Source organism: Nonomuraea sp. NPDC050153, from assembly GCF_044460125.1.
Taxonomy (GTDB): Bacteria; Actinomycetota; Actinomycetes; order Streptosporangiales; family Streptosporangiaceae; genus Nonomuraea.
In genome coordinates this window covers 1-14,627 of record NZ_JBITJQ010000075.1, presented here as the reverse complement: position 1 = coordinate 14,627, position 14,627 = coordinate 1, and the positions used below count along the sequence as shown (strand labels likewise).

The following is a 14,627-nucleotide window of genomic DNA, read 5'->3' as shown; positions in this document are numbered from 1 at the left end:
CCAGATCCGTCAGCCGACCCGACCCACCGACCTTGATCCACTCCACCATCCGGCGGACACTACCAGCACAAACCCCTATCTAAACGGCATTGGGCTGCGCGAACTCCAGCAGCTCGACGGCCTTGGCCCGCGCCTGCGCCCGTGACAGCCCGAAATAACGGGCATACGTCGTCAGATTCTCGGTCACCGTCAGATCCAGATCCAGATTCTCCAGCTGCGGGCATACCCCCAGCCGCGCCCGGATCGCCGAACTCTCCCGCACCGGATCCCGTCCGAGGATCCGCAGCGACCCCGCCGACGGCATCGATACACAGCCAATCATCCGCATGGTCGACGACTTCCCCGCCCCATTGGGCCCCAGGAACCCGAACGCCTCCCCCGGCGCCACTTCCAGGTCGATCCCCGCTACCGCGGTGAACTCCCCGAACCGTTTGACCAGGCCCTGAGCCTGAATAAGCGATTGCATGGATACGGACCAGATCCTACACGCAGACATGATCTCGGAGTCCCGCCATACTCCTGACCGATGTCAGTATCGGGCCGACGCGCCGGTCGATAATCTGATCCCTCGCACCACAATCCTCTGTGGTCAAGTCTTCCTACAGGCCGCCGAACTCACCGTCAAGTCGCCCGTGGCGGGCATGCGCATCGAAACGACCGAGAACAAGCGTAAATCAGTTTCACCGTCGTTCGCCACCACCCATCGCTATCAGAGGAATCGGTATGCTGATTTTAGCTATGAAGGAAGGCCATGACGGAGGCGTCGTCGCCATCGAGGACGGCAAGCTGTTGTTCGCGCTTGAGGCGGAAAAGGACAACTTTCCGCGCTATGACAGGTTGACTGCCGAGGTCATCACCAGGGGCCTCGGCCTGCTTGACCGCCAACCGGACGTCGTGGCGCTGGGAGGCTGGATGAAAGGATTCTCCCTTGCGAACCCGCCCTCGCGCACGGGATATTTCGGAGTCGGCGAGGGCTCTGCTTCGGACGAAGAAGGCAGGCTCTTCGGCAAGAAAGTCAGATACTTCTCCTCCACCCACGAACGCTCGCACATCTATTCCTCGCTCGGCATGGCGCCGCCGATTCCCGGCCAGGAATACTACGCGCTCGTCTGGGAAGGTCATATCGGATCGTTCTACCGCGTGAACACCAAAGGCGAAGCCACGCACCTCGAACAGGTGATGAGCGACCCCGGGAGCAAATACGCGTACCTGTTCGCGCTGGCCGACCCGACGCACCCCGGCGGTGCCGTGTTCCGCTTCAACGACGCAGGCAAGCAAATGGCGCTGACCGGTTTCGCCGATGACGCTCCGATCACTCGGCATGAGCGAAAGACCATCGAGCACATCCTGAAGCAGGAGCGGGTTTTCTCGTCACTGTCCAAGGCGGACATGTCGTGGTCGCACGTGTACAACAAAGGCGTCGAGTCGCAGGAATACAAGAACATCGCCAAGCGACTGTCCGACGCTATTTTCCAGGCTTTCCACGACTACGCCGAGAAAAATCTCACCGAGGGTCTGCCGCTGCTGATCTCGGGCGGGTGCGGCCTCAACTGTGACTGGAACAGGATGTGGCGTGAGAGCGGCCTGTTCGAGTCGGTGTTCGTTCCCCCGTGCCCGAATGACAGCGGTTCCGCGCTCGGCACGGCAATCGACGCCCAGTGGTACTACACCGGCCAGGCCAGCATCGAATGGTCGGTGTACGCGGGTGAGGAATTCGCGGAAGACGTCCAACCAGACCCGGCCACCTACCTCGTGCGCCCGCTGATCGTCGGCGAAGTCGCCGAGTGCATCGAGCGCGGCGACATCATCGGCTGGGCACGCGGACGCTACGAGTTGGGACCCCGCGCCCTGGGCAACCGCTCCATCCTGGCGGCACCGTTTACCGAGGAGACCACTGTCCGCTTGAACAGAATTAAGCGCCGCGAGGGTTACCGCCCGATCGCGCCTATCACGTTGGAGTCCGACGCACCCAAGTGGTTCACCGGGTCGGTTGTCGACCCGTACATGCTCTACTTCAACCACGTGACCTCCGACGACCTCAAAGCGATCACCCATGTCGACGGCACCGCGCGCACTCAGACCGTGACACGAGACCGCAATCCAGGCATCGTTCACCTGCTCGAGGCGTTCCGCGACCGCACCGGCTTCAGCGTTCTGTGCAACACCTCGCTGAACAACAACGGACGCGGCTTCATCAACCGCACCAGCGATCTCATCGCGTACGGCGAGAAACACGATCTCGACGGCTACGTCATCAACAACAGCTTCGTCACTCCCCGCCGTCCGCGGACCGGGCAGCCGGCTCATTCCAGCTGAAGGCTCAGGCATCCGCCGCGAGATTCATGCTCTGATGCCGGCTGCCTACCCGGCCGCCGGCTCGGGCCCGCCCGCGTACTAACTCGGGTCCGCAGCATCGTTGATCAGCAAATCGACGTCGGCACGCTGGTAGGTGCTGGCGCCGCCAGGCTGATCTTTACAGGTGTCGGATATCTCGACACTTTCGTCAGCTGACCTACTAGGCGAGATTGGGCCGTCTGAATGGCGGGGAGACGCGAGGAGATCACTATTTCTACGGACTCTATCACTGCTGGTTATCCCTTCGAGGCAGAACCACCCACCACGCCCACCGAGAGGGTGGTGGTCGACATCTGGTGCGAGATCCTGAAACTACGCACAGTCGATATCTCGGACAATTTCTTCGACTTGGGCGGCCACTCCAGGCTCCTCCCCCGGATGAGAGACCGGCTCAGGGAGGCCCTCGGTGCAGACCTCCGCCTCATCGCCTTCTTCGAACATCCGACGGTGCGGACGCTGGCGCGTCATATCGACGGCGACTCCAGAGCCGACAAGCAGGACATCGGCGACCGGCACAGCGGGCTGAGCCGGTTGGAGCTGCAGCGGCAGGCAAGACATGGCCTGATCACGGACTCCAGCGAAAGCGGGGCGAGCTCATGAGCGAGGCACTCGATGAGGAGGCCACCCATATCGCTGTCATCGGCATGGCGTGCCGCTTCCCCGGGGCCGGAGATCCCGAAAAGTTCTGGGCGAACCTGGTCGCGGGCGTGGACTCGATCACCCGCTTCCCCCCGCAGCGGTCCTCGGGCGGACAGGGGCCGGTATACGTCCCGGCGGGCGGCTTCGTCGCCGACCCCGACTGCTTCGACGCCGGATACTTCGGTTACTCACCTCGAGAAGCTCAGATCATCGACCCGCAGCACCGCGTATTCATGGAGTGCACGGTAGAAGCGCTGGAGGCCGCTGGCTGCGACCCCGAGCGCCATCCCGGCACCATCGGCGTATACGCCGGCGCTGGAGAGACCGCCTACTTCGATACCCTCAGAGCACATCAGTCAGCGCTGCCGTCGGTAACCGACTGGGAGCTCCGGATCGCAACCGGTGGCGACTTCCTGACCTCACGTGTCGCCTATAAGCTGGGCCTTCGAGGGCCGACGATCACCGTACGGGCCGCCTGTGCCACCTCGCTCGTCGCCGTCCACCTGGCCGCCCAGGGATTGCTGGCCGGCGACTGCGACCTCGCACTCGCCGGAGGTGTCGCAATTCGCTTCCCCACCGAAACCACCCACTATACCGAGGGTGGAATCGCCTCGCCTGACGGCATGTGCCGATCATTCGACTCTGGCGCCCAAGGACTCGTCGGCGGCGAGGGAGCCTGCGTCGTGGTGCTCCAGCGCCTACCTGAAGCGCTCGCGGCTGGCTACCCCATCCACGCGGTCATGCGAGGCTCGGCGGTGAACAATGACGGCGCGGATCGGATCGGTTTCACAGCGCCAAGTATCGAAGGCCAGTCTGCAGTGATTAAGGCGGCGCAGCTCGTCGCCGGCGTAGAGCCGCGGACCATCACGTACGTGGAAGCACATGGGTCCGCTACGCCCATGGGGGACCCGATCGAGATAGCGGCCCTGACCAGAGCGTTTCAGGCCGGATCGCAACAGCGCGGCTACTGTGCGGTCGGCTCAGTGAAGACCAACATCGGGCACACCGATACCGCTGCGGGTGGTGCCGGATTCATCAAGACCGTCTTGGCTCTCAAACACGGGTACATCCCACCCAGCCTGCACTTCGCCGAGCCCAACCCGGAAATCGACTTCGAGACGAGTCCGTTCCGGGTCGTCACCCAGCTCCGGCCGTGGCACCCAGAGGGATTCCCTCGGCGCGCAGGCGTGAGCTCGTTTGGTATGGGCGGCGTGAACGCTCACGTAGTACTGGAGCAGCCCCCACCGCCGACTCCCTCCGATCCTTCCGGCCCCTGGCAGCTACTCGTTCTGTCAGCCAAGACCCTCACGGCTCTGGAAACCATGACCGATCGTCTCGCCACCCACCTGCGTACGCATCCCGAACTTTCACTTCCCGACATAGCATGGACGCTGCAAGTCGGGCGACGCGAGCACCCGCACCGCCGCTACGCGGTGGTCAACAGCTACGAGGACGCCCTGCGTGTGCTGGAAGGCCCTGAACGGCATCGGCTGGTCACCTCCACCGGGGCCAGGCACGACCGCACTGACCATCCGGACAGGCAGGCCGAACTGGCTTCAGTCGGCGAACGATGGCTGGCAGGCACCCCAATCTCATGGGACGACATCCGCTGCGGCGAACGACGTCTGCGGGTCCCACTGCCCACGTATCCGTTCGAGCGACAACGCCACATCGTGGAGCCGGAAGTCCACGCTGTCCTCGCGCGTGCACCGGAAGAACCAGCCAGCAACGCCAACGTCCAGCAGACGGTGGCCGGCCTGTTCGCCGAGATACTGGGTCTGGACGCGCTCGACCCCAACGACAGCTTCTTCGACCTCGGAGGCGACTCGCTCATTGCCACGCAACTCCTGATCAGGATCCGGAAGATTTTCCCGTCCGAGCTCAATCTCAGGTCCATCATCGAGGCACCGACGGCAAACGCATTCGCAGCCGTGATCGAGGAAGGCATGTCCCGATGACCGGCATGACGCACCGGACACCGTGGCTGGTAGGCCGCGAGCGCCACCCGGAGGCTACTAGCGATCTGTACTGCTTCCCACACGCCGCAGGGATGCTAGGCGAGTTCGTCCGCTGGTCCGACAAGCTGCCTAACCTACGGGTATGGGGAGTGCAGCCACCGGGACGCGGGGCACGACTGTTCGAACCCCCGTTCACGCGGATGACCGCACTGGTTGACGCCATCATCGACTCGGTGCACTTCGAAGGGGGCTACGCGCTTTTCGGCCACAGCAGCGGGGCATTGGTGGCCTTCGAGGTGGTGCGCGCGCTGCGACGGCTCGGGCGCGACCAGCCGCACTGCCTGCTGATCTCCGCCTGCGTTCCACCGTCCGAGATCGTAGCCTTCGTCGGGCCGCCGATCTACTCGCTCCCCGATCAGGACCTGCTGGTCGAGGTCGAACGCCGTTGGGGCCCGATTCCTAACGAGATCCGCCAGGACGCAGATGTGTTGAAAAGCACCCTTGCCTGCTTCCGTGCGGACCTCGAATTGGTCGCCACCTACCAGTACCAGCCAGAGGAACCATTGGACTGCCCTATAGTCGCACTCGGCGGGAGCGCAGACCGGGTCAGCACAACCCTTCAGGGCTGGCGCGACTACACACGCAGACCGTACGAGCTCCATACGTTCCCCGGCCGCCACTTCTACTTCCGGGAAGGGCCGCACGACGTGCTTCGCTTAATACGCGACGTGACAACGAGGGAATGGGACAAATGAAGCGGATCGGCGTGATTGGCGCGGGCACTATGGGAACTGGCGTCTCGCAATTGTTCGCAGAGAGCGGGCACGACGTTGTTCTGGTCGATCTCTCCGAACACGCCCTGAAACAAGCCCGCATGGAGATCTTGCAGAATGTGCGAATGACGCCGTTGGTCAACCCCGCTGCGCCACGCCTAAGCCCGGCCGAGGTGATCGGCCGGATTCACTTCACCACCGACCTCGAACAGGTTGCCACCGTCGACTTCGTAGTCGAGAACATAACCGAGAACTGGGATGCCAAGCGGCAGCTCTATCGGGAACTCGATAAGATCTGCCCGCCAGAAGTTCCGTTCGGCGTGAATACCTCCGCGATTCCGATCACCCGGATCGCCTCTGTCGCTGGACGGGCGCCTGACGTTATCGGCACGCACTTCATGAACCCTGCCCCGCTGAAACCAACGGTTGAGGTGATCAGGGCCTACCACACGTCGGACAACACTCTCGAACGGACGAGATCTCTAATTGCGAGCGCAGGCAAGAACAGCATTGTCGTCAAGGACTCACCCGGCTTCGTGACGAACCGCATTCTGATGGTCACCCTCAATGAGGCGATATTTCTGCTTCAGGAGGGAATCGCCTCTCCAAAGGAGATCGACCGGCTATCCAGGGAGTGCTTCGCACACTCTATGGGACCGCTGGCTACCGCCGACCTCATCGGCCTCGACACTGTACTGTTCTCGCTCGAAGTGCTGCATGCCAACTTCCAGGAATCTAAATACCGACCATGCCCGCTGCTTCGCAGCATGGTCGACGCTGGGCTGCTCGGCCGAAAGACCGGGCGAGGTTTCCATTCCTACGAAACAGCCCACGGAGGGAACCCCGAAAATGAATGACCAGGAGCGAGCCGCAATACGCGCCTACATCTCCGAACGTGTTGACGATATCCGCATTGACGATGACGAGAACTTGTTCGAGGGCGGCCACGTGAACTCGCTGTTCGCGGTGCAACTCGTCATGTGGATCGAGCGGACCTTCGACGTGCCCATGGAGGGCCTCGATCTCGACTTCGCCAATATCCAGTCAATCACCGCCATCGCGTCCTTCGTGGAACGCAAGCGGACATCGGCGGTGTGAGTTTGGACTTCGATCTCACCGCCGACCAGCGGCAACTCAAACGGGACACGATCGCCTTCGCACGGCGGAAACTCGGCTCCCGCGTAGTAGACGACGACGAAGGGTCACGTTTCCCTGTTGAGGATTGGCGCAAATGCGCCGACTTCGGCGTGCTCGGATGGCCGGTGCCGACATCCTATGGCGGACGTGGCCTCGATCCGCTGTCCACGATGATCGCACTGGAGGCGCTCGGCTATGGCTGCGCGGACAACGGCTTGGTCTTCGCCGTCAACAATCACCTATGGGGCTGCGCGATCTATATTCTGATGCACGGCACTGAGGAGCAGAAGAACAGATTCCTGAAACCGATGTGCCAAGGCACGCTCATTGGAGCCCATGCCCTCTCCGAGCCCGAGACCGGCTCCGATGTGTTGAGCTTGCGCACCACAGCCGAACTCGACGGTGATCACTATCTGCTTCGCGGAACCAAGTGTTTCATCAGCAATGGACCTCAAGCGGACATCTTTGTGGTCCTGGCCAGGACCGGAGGCCAGGGCGGGCCGCAGAACGAACTGTCGGCGTTCCTGGTCACCGCCGACCTGCCAGGCTTCAAGAAGACCCGCGAGTTCTCCAAGATGGGGCTGCGGACGACACCCTTGGGCGAGATCGAGTTTGACAACGTTCCCGTGCCCGCCGCTAACCGCATCGGACGCGAGGGCGCAGGATATTCGATCTTCACGTCTACCATCGAGTGGGAGCGGTCCTTCATGTTCGCCAGCCAAGTTGGCGCGATGGAGCGACTGTTGGACACCTCACTCGACCACGCCGGCTCCCGCAGGCAGTTCGGTCGGACGATCGGAAGCTTCCAAGCGGTCGCTCATCAGATCGCTGACATGAAGATCCGTCTGGAACTGGCCCGGCTCATCCTGTACAGGGTCGGCTGGCTCAAACGAGAAGGGCGACTCGCGCTCCTCGACGCCACGATCGCCAAGATCTTCGTTAGCGAGAGCCTCGTGCAGACCGCGCTGTCCGCCGTAGACATCCACGGAGCTCGCGGTTACCTGACTGATCTGGGCATCGAGCGAGAACTGCGCGACGCCCTGGGCGGGCCTATCTACGCGGGAACCTCATCCGTCCAGCGCGGCATACTCGCTGAGCTGCTCGGCCTCCAAGGTGTTCTCTCAGGTGAGCCCGAACGACCACGGAGGGACACGACATGACGACCGTCGAGCGGATCTCTCTCGACCCGCCCGTCCCCGGAGTACACGAACAGGCACTCGCCAACCGGGTGTTCTTCGTCTCCGACACCATTCTGGACTTCTCCCTCGTGCGATCGGCGGGAGGGATCGAAGCAGTCGATGTCGTGGTGAAGGAGGGCACCGACGTCGGGGATCTCGCGCGCAAACTGCGTTTCGTGGTGGCCAACGACATCGCCGGCCAGCGGCGGCTCACTCCGAAGGTGGCATGGCGCGGCACCACGACGGGAAAGGCACAGGACGTCTTCGAGGACATGGTCCAGCGAGGAATCGCGTTTGAAGCTGGCGAAGGGCAGATTTCGGTCGGCGAACCCTTTCTGTCGCTGATGGACTACTTCGACAGCCGGTTTACAGCGCTGGCCATCGGGGAGTTCGGCGCGTGTGCACGCCGCTACCCGACCCTGATCCCAACGACCGTGATGCAACGCTGCGGCTATTTCCAGTCATCCCCGCAGCTCATGATGTTCGTGTCCCGACTCCATGCCGATGTAGCGACCTATCGCGACTTCCGCACCGAGATCGCCGAAAGCCTCGACCTGGCCGCCGGGCTGCGGGCGCATTGTGGCGACTTCGACTATTGCCTCCCGCCGACCATGTGCTTCCACACCTACCACGAGCTCAACAACCGATCGCTTCCGACCTCGGCGCTGACTGTCACCGCCAGGGGGAAATCGTTCAGGTTTGAGTCCCGCTACCGGCGGTCACTGGAACGGCTGTGGGACTTCTCGATCCGGGAAATCGTCTTCCTGGGCTCCAGGGACCATGTGCTGACCTCCAGGAGACGCCTCATGGAGCAGAGCTGCGAACTGATCGATTCCCTCGGCCTCGGCGGGAGCTGTGAGGTGGCGACCGACCCGTTCTTCGCCGGCAGCGACACCGTGGAACGCGTGTGGTCCCAGCAGCTCCTCGATCTGAAGTACGAGCTTCGGCTGCCCGTGGACGCTGACCGTGACGTCGCGGTCGGCTCCTTCAACTTCCACGAACAGTTCTTCGGCAAATCCTTCGGGATCACGGCGGGCGCAGGACCCGCCTACACTGCCTGCGCCGGAATCGGTCTTGAGCGCCTCGCCTACTCGTTTCTGTGCCGGTACGGTCTGGACCTCGACGGTTGGCCCGCCGAGGTGCGAAAGTCCGTGCCGCAGTGACCCCCCGGTTGTTCACCCTATCGGCCGAGACGCCGGTGGAACTGGAGCAGGCGACCGAGGAGCTCGCCAGGCAGCTTGAGAGCGGGATGGAGAGCCCGGCCGTGCACTCGGCCATGCCGTGCCGACGGATTGTGGTCGCCGACAGCCCCTTGGAGGCGGCCAGACGACTACGTGAGGGCCGTTCCAAGAGCGTCTTCACAGGAGAGCTCAACCCGAGACGGCCCATTGTGTTCATGTTCTCCGGAGTCGGGGACCAGTATCCGGGGATGACCGCGGGCCTCTACCGCCACCTGCCAGTCTACCGGCAGGAACTCGACCGATGCCTGCGGCTGCTAGAGCCCGAGGTCGGCATGGACCTCCGCAGCCTGCTGTTCCCCCCGGATGCTCCCACGGAGGGCAAGCCCGGCCTCGCCAGCCTCTTCGACCAGAGGCGCTCCTCTCAGGAGATCCACCAGACGCTCGCGGCACAGCCATTGGCATTCGCCACCCAGTATGCGCTCGCGCGCACCATGCTCTCCCTCGGCATCAGACCACGCGCCTTGATCGGCTACAGCCTCGGCGAGTACGTCGCCGGATGCCTGGCCGGGGTCTTCTCACTCGACGACGCATTGCGCTTAACCGCCTTGCGGGCTCGGCTGGTGAATGCCCAACCAGAGGGCGCGATGCTCGCTGTCACATCGGCACCTGGTCCGCTTGCACCACATTCGCAGGCCGGGGTGTCAGTCGCGGCGTTGAACGGCCCGGACCTCACCGTACTGGCCGGGCCCGTCGAAGCGATCGAACTGCTGGGGAAACGGCTGATCGATCAGGAGATTGCCTGCAGGAGGCTCGCGACATCGCATGCCTTCCACTCGCCGATGATGGACCCGGTGGTCGAGGCACTTCGTGACGCTTTCGCAGGAGTCTCGCTCAGTCCTCCGTTGATCCCCTTCCTATCGAACGTGACAGGAAGGTGGATCAAGGCCCATGAAGCGACCGACCCCGGATACTGGGCCCGGCACTCGCGAGAAACGATCAGGTTCGCTGACGAGCTCACCGAGCTGTGGCGACTCCTCGAGCCGGTCCCGGTCGAGCTGGGCCCTGGGCAGATGTTGATCAACCTGGCCCTACGCCACCCGGCTCACCAAAGTAGCGGTCAGCCGCTTGCTCTGCGGACCCTTCCTGGGGTGTTCGAGAGCCGCACCGACCTGGAGCTCTTCCTCACCATGTTAGGCCAGCTATGGGCGACGGGCATCGACATCGACTGGTCGGTAGTGACCTTTGACGAAGGAAATTGACATCAGAACCATCAGAGGCGGTTTCACGTTCAGGCGGGCTCCTCGCGGCCCTCCCAGATCGGCTCTTCAAGGGTAAAATCGCAGGTAGAACACGATAGCGCGGTGTCGGAAAGTCCCGCTGAATGTCGCCTCGTGATACCTGATCTGCCCACAAATTGCCCCCCTGAAGATCGCCAGGTGATCGTATGGGATGGCTCTACGAACGGCCAGGGGACGACGGCACGATTCGCTACGGTGTCATGTACCGCGACCTCAAGGGCCGCAAGCGCTCGGTCGGCATCTATGGCCTCGGACAGACTGGCCAACCAGACCTGGCAGGACGCCAGCAACCTGTACGAGGCGCTTCCTGGCGCCGACACCCAACACAACCGGCATGAAGTCTAGCAACGTGGCTCCATCCAACCCAGGGCACACCACCACCTCCACGAAACCCGGCGCGGTTCATCAGACAAGTCCGCACGACTGCACTAACACGATTAGGGAACACGATGTCGGATTCGAAAACCGTCGTCGGCTGCGACGACGCCCTCAGCTACGAGCGGCTGGCCGCGTCATGGCGGCCCGGCTGCCCCTTCCCGGTCATGACCGGCCCCTCACTCACAAACTATGAGAACGTGCTGCGATCCGAGGGCACAGCCGAGATGCCCGCAGTGATCAGCGCTTCCTGGGCCGGTGTGGTCCTCTCCCTGAGCAACCCGATGGCACACGCCGCCGCAGGGTTGCTGGCGAGCGCGACCTCGCGTCCGCACCACCGCGTCGACCCGGCCGGCCTGTACCCTGCCCTTGATCAGTTCGAGGCCGTTCCAGTCGCCCTCGTCGCGACCGCAGCCGACATCGCGAGGCTCGGCGACTGGCCCGGTACCCGGCATCCTCAATTCGGTCTGGTGACGAGCCGAACCGAGGAGTCGCTGTCCTGCCTGATCTACCGCACGCTCACGCTGAGCTGCAGGGCAGCGGCAGGTGATATCGCAATGATCCATCCAATGGCGGTCGGTGCAGACAAGGCTGATGCCGTGGCAATGGATGAGTTGCGCCCTTTAGTGCGTAGTCCCGGTAGGACCCTTCAGGTGGTCAGTCACGGACGCGAGTGCTGCCTGGTGCTTTCTGATGGACTCGTCTGCGGCAGGGGAACTGCTGCATCGCCAGTGGGGGCCGACCTCGCAGCGCGCACAAGGATGCCGTCGTGCCTGCGCGGCGAAGGCTGCTGGCGCCAGGATCTCGAAGATAATGACCGGATCGCAGCATCGTCAATAGACGTGCAGCTTGCGTTTCTGCAAACATGCGATTCGATCGCCGTCGGCAACAACGCGCACCCACTGTCGGTCGGCATCGGGCTGGGCTTCATGGAGGGCACGACCGTGGCGGTCGTCGGCACAGTGGGATTTCACATCGTCCAGCGGCCGCTCTTCGACGACCTGGCGGACGCCATCCATGGCGGAGCGCGTTTGGGCGAGGCGGTGGAGCGACTCAACGCAATGGGAGAAGCGAACAGAGAGTTCACGCGGTTCGGGCTTTTGGGTGATCCGTCGTTGCAGATCGACCTTCCCGAGCCGCGATCGCCTCGACGGAGCCACTCAGCTGGGCTGGAAGCGGAACGTGTCGACGACGGGTTGATGGCGCAGCAGATAATCTTGACGAGACTGCGTTCTCTGCTGCCGCTGGAACTGCCCATGGATGAACGTGGTCTCAGCGAGGTGGAGCGAGCCATTCGCCGAGGTCTGCTCTCGCGTGGAAACCGGCAGATCGACGCGCTCCGCGATATTCGGCAGAGCATCGATCAGATTCAGGCCGCCACAGTGCAAGAGCTCGTGCGCGAGATCCATGGCACGTGGTGGGGGTTTCTCGGCAACAACGCAAGGGCGTTTCGGCAGGTGTCTAGCACACCGGTCATCTGCCCCATGTGCCGTCGCGATTCCGCAGTCAGAGTCGAGCTCACCCATCGTCTGCCCGTAGATTTGACGATCTTCACTGTGCACTGCCAGCGGTGCGGAGACCTCTCCTCATCCACGTCGGCATCCACGGACTTCGATGTGGCTGCTGATCATATCGTCTACGCACCGAGGCGGCAGGACAGCGAGATGACGTGCACTTTGGTCAGCGAGCGTGATGGTCCAGCCCATGGGCAGGTTGGCTTCGCCTTCGTCGCCGGAGGAATCGGTGACCTGCCCCGTGGGAGATCACGACCTGTACGCGTCGGCCCCCGCGGCACCCGGCAGGAGACATGGCGCTTCCATCTTGGCGAGCACGTTCAGGTCGGCGAACACTATGCCGTTGTAGCCAGTCTCATCGAAGGCGAGTACCGATGCTCGAACGTCTTCGTCAACACTCTCCCCTTGGATTGTGAGGACTGATGAATCAGACAACCACGGATCCCAACGCTTGTGCCGGTGACGAGTGGAGCGATCCTCCGGAAGTAGTCGCGCAGATGCTGCTCGCCGCCCAGATCGCACCGCCCTCGGGGTACATGATTGAGGTGCGGGCCGAGGCAGTCGGTGTCACCGTTGACAATGTGCGTTCCGCCGTGGCGACTCTCATCAGCCGATACCCAGAGCTCGGGGTCGCGTCCGAGATGCGGTGTAAAAGAGAACGAGCGTAGGTTGCCGTGCTGAACCGACCAAAGTTCGCACTACGCAAGGACCTACGCTCGTGGCACGCACACTACCGCCCGTTCAGGCCATCCGCGCCGAGATCGACGCCCTGTTCACCGAGGGCCGCGATCTGGTCGAGGTCATCGAGGACGTCGCCCGTCTCGGTGCCCGTCTGATCATTCAGACCGCCGTTGAGGCCGAGGTGGACGCTTTCCTTGGCCGCGCCCGCTACCAGCGCGCCGCCACCGCCGGAGGTGAGGAGCAGATCGTACGGCCCGGTCACCGCAACGGCCACTGCCCGACCACCGTCAAGACCACCACGGGTGCGGTGACCATCGCCCGCCCCAAGCTACGCGGCACCACCGAGGCGTTCGCCTCACGCCTGTTCGGCGCCGGCGTGAGGCGCACCAACGCGCTGGAGACGCTGGTCATCGCTTCCTTCGTGCGCGGCTTGTCGGTGCGGGACGTGGAGGGCGCCCTGGCTGATGCGCTCGGACCCGAGGCCGCCTTGTCGAAGTCGACCGTCTCGACGATCTGCCAGGCGATCGTGGCCGAGTACGACGCCTGGTCACGTCGTGAGCTGACCGCGATCGAGCTGGACTATCTGTTCCTGGACGCCTCGCACTTCAAGATGCACGACGGGCAGCGCCCCGAGCCGGTGCTGGCCGCCTGGGGCATCACGACCGAGGGCAAGCCCGTCTTCATCGGCCTGTCCGCCGCGGCTGCAGAGTCGACCGACGCCTGGTACGACTTCCTGACCGACCTGGCGGCCCGGGGTCTGCGTGCGCCGCTCCTCGTCATCTCCGACGGCGCGCCCGGCCTCATTGCCGCTGCTGAGCAGGTCTTTCCCCGCTCACTGCGCCAGCGCTGCGTGATCCACAAATGCCGCAATGTCATGTCGAAAGTCAGTGCCAGCGACCAGGCCGAGGTCAAGGCCGCCTTCTGGAACATCTTCGACACCAGCAGCCTGGACAAAGACGACAAGGAGATCGAGCCGGGCCAAGACCTGGTGGCCTGGGTCCAGCGGCGCATCGACGCCTTCGCCGACACCTGGGGCGGCCGCTACCCGGCGGCGGTCAAGAGCCTGCTGACCGATCGCGCCTCGCTGACGACCTACCTGCGCTTTCCGGCCGAGCACCACAAGCGCATCCGCCACTCCAACTTCATCGAGCGCACCTTCGGTGAAACCCGGCGCCGCGTCAAGGTCATCGGCCGCTTCCCCGGCGAGACCAGCTGTGTCTCGTTGGTCTGGGCGGTGCTGGACCGCGCCGCCCGCGGCTGGCGCGGCTTCACCATGACCGCCAAGGGCCTGCGCACCCTGCAGGACCTGCGCCGCGCCCTGCTGTCCCCGCCCACCCCGCTCCGCCCGGCCGCTACCACGGCGTCCGACTCGACACCCGGAACGGCCGCCGCCTAAGATCAACCCGCGGCACCTACCTCGTTGAGCCTTTTACACCGCTCCGAGACACTGTTGGCGAATCTGCCAAAGGGCGTAGCTGATCTGTCTTCCGAGAGCACGATGAGCTCATCCACGAGCATCGTGAGGGCTGATCAAGATG

13 protein-coding genes are annotated in these 14,627 nt (G+C 63.5%); 12 read left to right on the top strand and 1 reads right to left on the bottom strand.

The genetic code is table 11. The annotated features are described in order from the left end of the window. Positions 1-79 precede the first annotated feature (79 nt). On the bottom strand, positions 80-466 hold the full coding sequence (locus ACIBQ1_RS61505; protein ID WP_397292797.1) for an ATP-binding cassette domain-containing protein: 387 nt from the start codon (positions 464-466) through the stop codon (positions 80-82). On the opposite strand from ACIBQ1_RS61505, the gene ACIBQ1_RS61500 reads away from it, so the two are divergent. The 12 genes from ACIBQ1_RS61500 (at position 465) to ACIBQ1_RS61445 (ending at position 14,485) form a co-directional block, all read left to right on the top strand. Then, complete coding sequence (locus ACIBQ1_RS61500) at positions 465-755, top strand: hypothetical protein (protein WP_397292796.1); 291 nt, start codon at positions 465-467, stop codon at positions 753-755. The genes ACIBQ1_RS61505 and ACIBQ1_RS61500 overlap by 2 nt on opposite strands. Beyond that, the gene (locus ACIBQ1_RS61495) at positions 724-2,316 is read left to right on the top strand and encodes a carbamoyltransferase C-terminal domain-containing protein (RefSeq protein WP_397292795.1); all 1,593 of its coding nucleotides are present in this window, start codon (positions 724-726) and stop codon (positions 2,314-2,316) included. The genes ACIBQ1_RS61500 and ACIBQ1_RS61495 overlap by 32 nt, the downstream gene beginning before the upstream one ends. A 222-nt stretch (positions 2,317-2,538) precedes the next feature. Beyond that, positions 2,539-2,955 (top strand): phosphopantetheine-binding protein, encoded by a 417-nt coding sequence (locus ACIBQ1_RS61490; RefSeq protein ID WP_397292794.1) that lies wholly within the window; start codon positions 2,539-2,541, stop codon positions 2,953-2,955. After that, positions 2,952-4,952 carry a beta-ketoacyl synthase N-terminal-like domain-containing protein gene (locus tag ACIBQ1_RS61485; protein ID WP_397292793.1) on the top strand — a complete coding sequence of 667 codons (2,001 nt, stop codon included), beginning with the start codon at positions 2,952-2,954 and terminating at the stop codon, positions 4,950-4,952. Before ACIBQ1_RS61490 ends, ACIBQ1_RS61485 begins: the two co-directional genes overlap by 4 nt. Next, on the top strand, positions 4,949-5,707 hold the full coding sequence (locus ACIBQ1_RS61480) for a thioesterase II family protein (RefSeq protein WP_397292791.1): 759 nt from the start codon (positions 4,949-4,951) through the stop codon (positions 5,705-5,707). The genes ACIBQ1_RS61485 and ACIBQ1_RS61480 overlap by 4 nt, the downstream gene beginning before the upstream one ends. Continuing rightward, complete coding sequence (locus ACIBQ1_RS61475) at positions 5,704-6,582, top strand: 3-hydroxyacyl-CoA dehydrogenase family protein (protein ID WP_397292790.1); 879 nt, start codon at positions 5,704-5,706, stop codon at positions 6,580-6,582. Before ACIBQ1_RS61480 ends, ACIBQ1_RS61475 begins: the two co-directional genes overlap by 4 nt. After that, a complete protein-coding gene (locus ACIBQ1_RS61470) occupies positions 6,575-6,823 on the top strand; it encodes a phosphopantetheine-binding protein (protein ID WP_397292789.1) in 249 nt (82 codons plus the stop codon). Before ACIBQ1_RS61475 ends, ACIBQ1_RS61470 begins: the two co-directional genes overlap by 8 nt. A 2-nt stretch (positions 6,824-6,825) precedes the next feature. Then, complete coding sequence (locus ACIBQ1_RS61465) at positions 6,826-8,022, top strand: acyl-CoA dehydrogenase family protein (RefSeq protein WP_397292787.1); 1,197 nt, start codon at positions 6,826-6,828, stop codon at positions 8,020-8,022. Then, the gene (locus ACIBQ1_RS61460; protein ID WP_397292785.1) at positions 8,019-9,203 is read left to right on the top strand and encodes a hypothetical protein; all 1,185 of its coding nucleotides are present in this window, start codon (positions 8,019-8,021) and stop codon (positions 9,201-9,203) included. Before ACIBQ1_RS61465 ends, ACIBQ1_RS61460 begins: the two co-directional genes overlap by 4 nt. Beyond that, positions 9,200-10,480 carry an acyltransferase domain-containing protein gene (locus ACIBQ1_RS61455; protein ID WP_397292784.1) on the top strand — a complete coding sequence of 427 codons (1,281 nt, stop codon included), beginning with the start codon at positions 9,200-9,202 and terminating at the stop codon, positions 10,478-10,480. Before ACIBQ1_RS61460 ends, ACIBQ1_RS61455 begins: the two co-directional genes overlap by 4 nt. Positions 10,481-10,968: 488 nt before the next feature. Beyond that, positions 10,969-12,831, top strand: coding sequence for a hypothetical protein (locus ACIBQ1_RS61450; RefSeq protein WP_397292782.1), 1,863 nt, complete (start codon positions 10,969-10,971; stop codon positions 12,829-12,831). Positions 12,832-13,126: 295 nt separating this feature from the next. Next, on the top strand, positions 13,127-14,485 hold the full coding sequence (locus ACIBQ1_RS61445) for an IS256 family transposase (protein ID WP_397292781.1): 1,359 nt from the start codon (positions 13,127-13,129) through the stop codon (positions 14,483-14,485). Positions 14,486-14,627: the final 142 nt, after the last annotated feature.

Coding starts and splice junctions, on each gene's coding strand:
- ACIBQ1_RS61500 (WP_397292796.1), top strand. CDS start 465: ATGGATACGGACCAGATCCTACACGCAGACATGATCTCGGAGTCCCGC.
- ACIBQ1_RS61505 (WP_397292797.1), bottom strand. CDS start 466: ATGCAATCGCTTATTCAGGCTCAGGGCCTGGTCAAACGGTTCGGGGAG.
- ACIBQ1_RS61495 (WP_397292795.1), top strand. CDS start 724: ATGCTGATTTTAGCTATGAAGGAAGGCCATGACGGAGGCGTCGTCGCC.
- ACIBQ1_RS61490 (WP_397292794.1), top strand. CDS start 2,539: ATGGCGGGGAGACGCGAGGAGATCACTATTTCTACGGACTCTATCACT.
- ACIBQ1_RS61485 (WP_397292793.1), top strand. CDS start 2,952: ATGAGCGAGGCACTCGATGAGGAGGCCACCCATATCGCTGTCATCGGC.
- ACIBQ1_RS61480 (WP_397292791.1), top strand. CDS start 4,949: ATGACCGGCATGACGCACCGGACACCGTGGCTGGTAGGCCGCGAGCGC.
- ACIBQ1_RS61475 (WP_397292790.1), top strand. CDS start 5,704: ATGAAGCGGATCGGCGTGATTGGCGCGGGCACTATGGGAACTGGCGTC.
- ACIBQ1_RS61470 (WP_397292789.1), top strand. CDS start 6,575: ATGAATGACCAGGAGCGAGCCGCAATACGCGCCTACATCTCCGAACGT.
- ACIBQ1_RS61460 (WP_397292785.1), top strand. CDS start 8,019: ATGACGACCGTCGAGCGGATCTCTCTCGACCCGCCCGTCCCCGGAGTA.
- ACIBQ1_RS61450 (WP_397292782.1), top strand. CDS start 10,969: ATGTCGGATTCGAAAACCGTCGTCGGCTGCGACGACGCCCTCAGCTAC.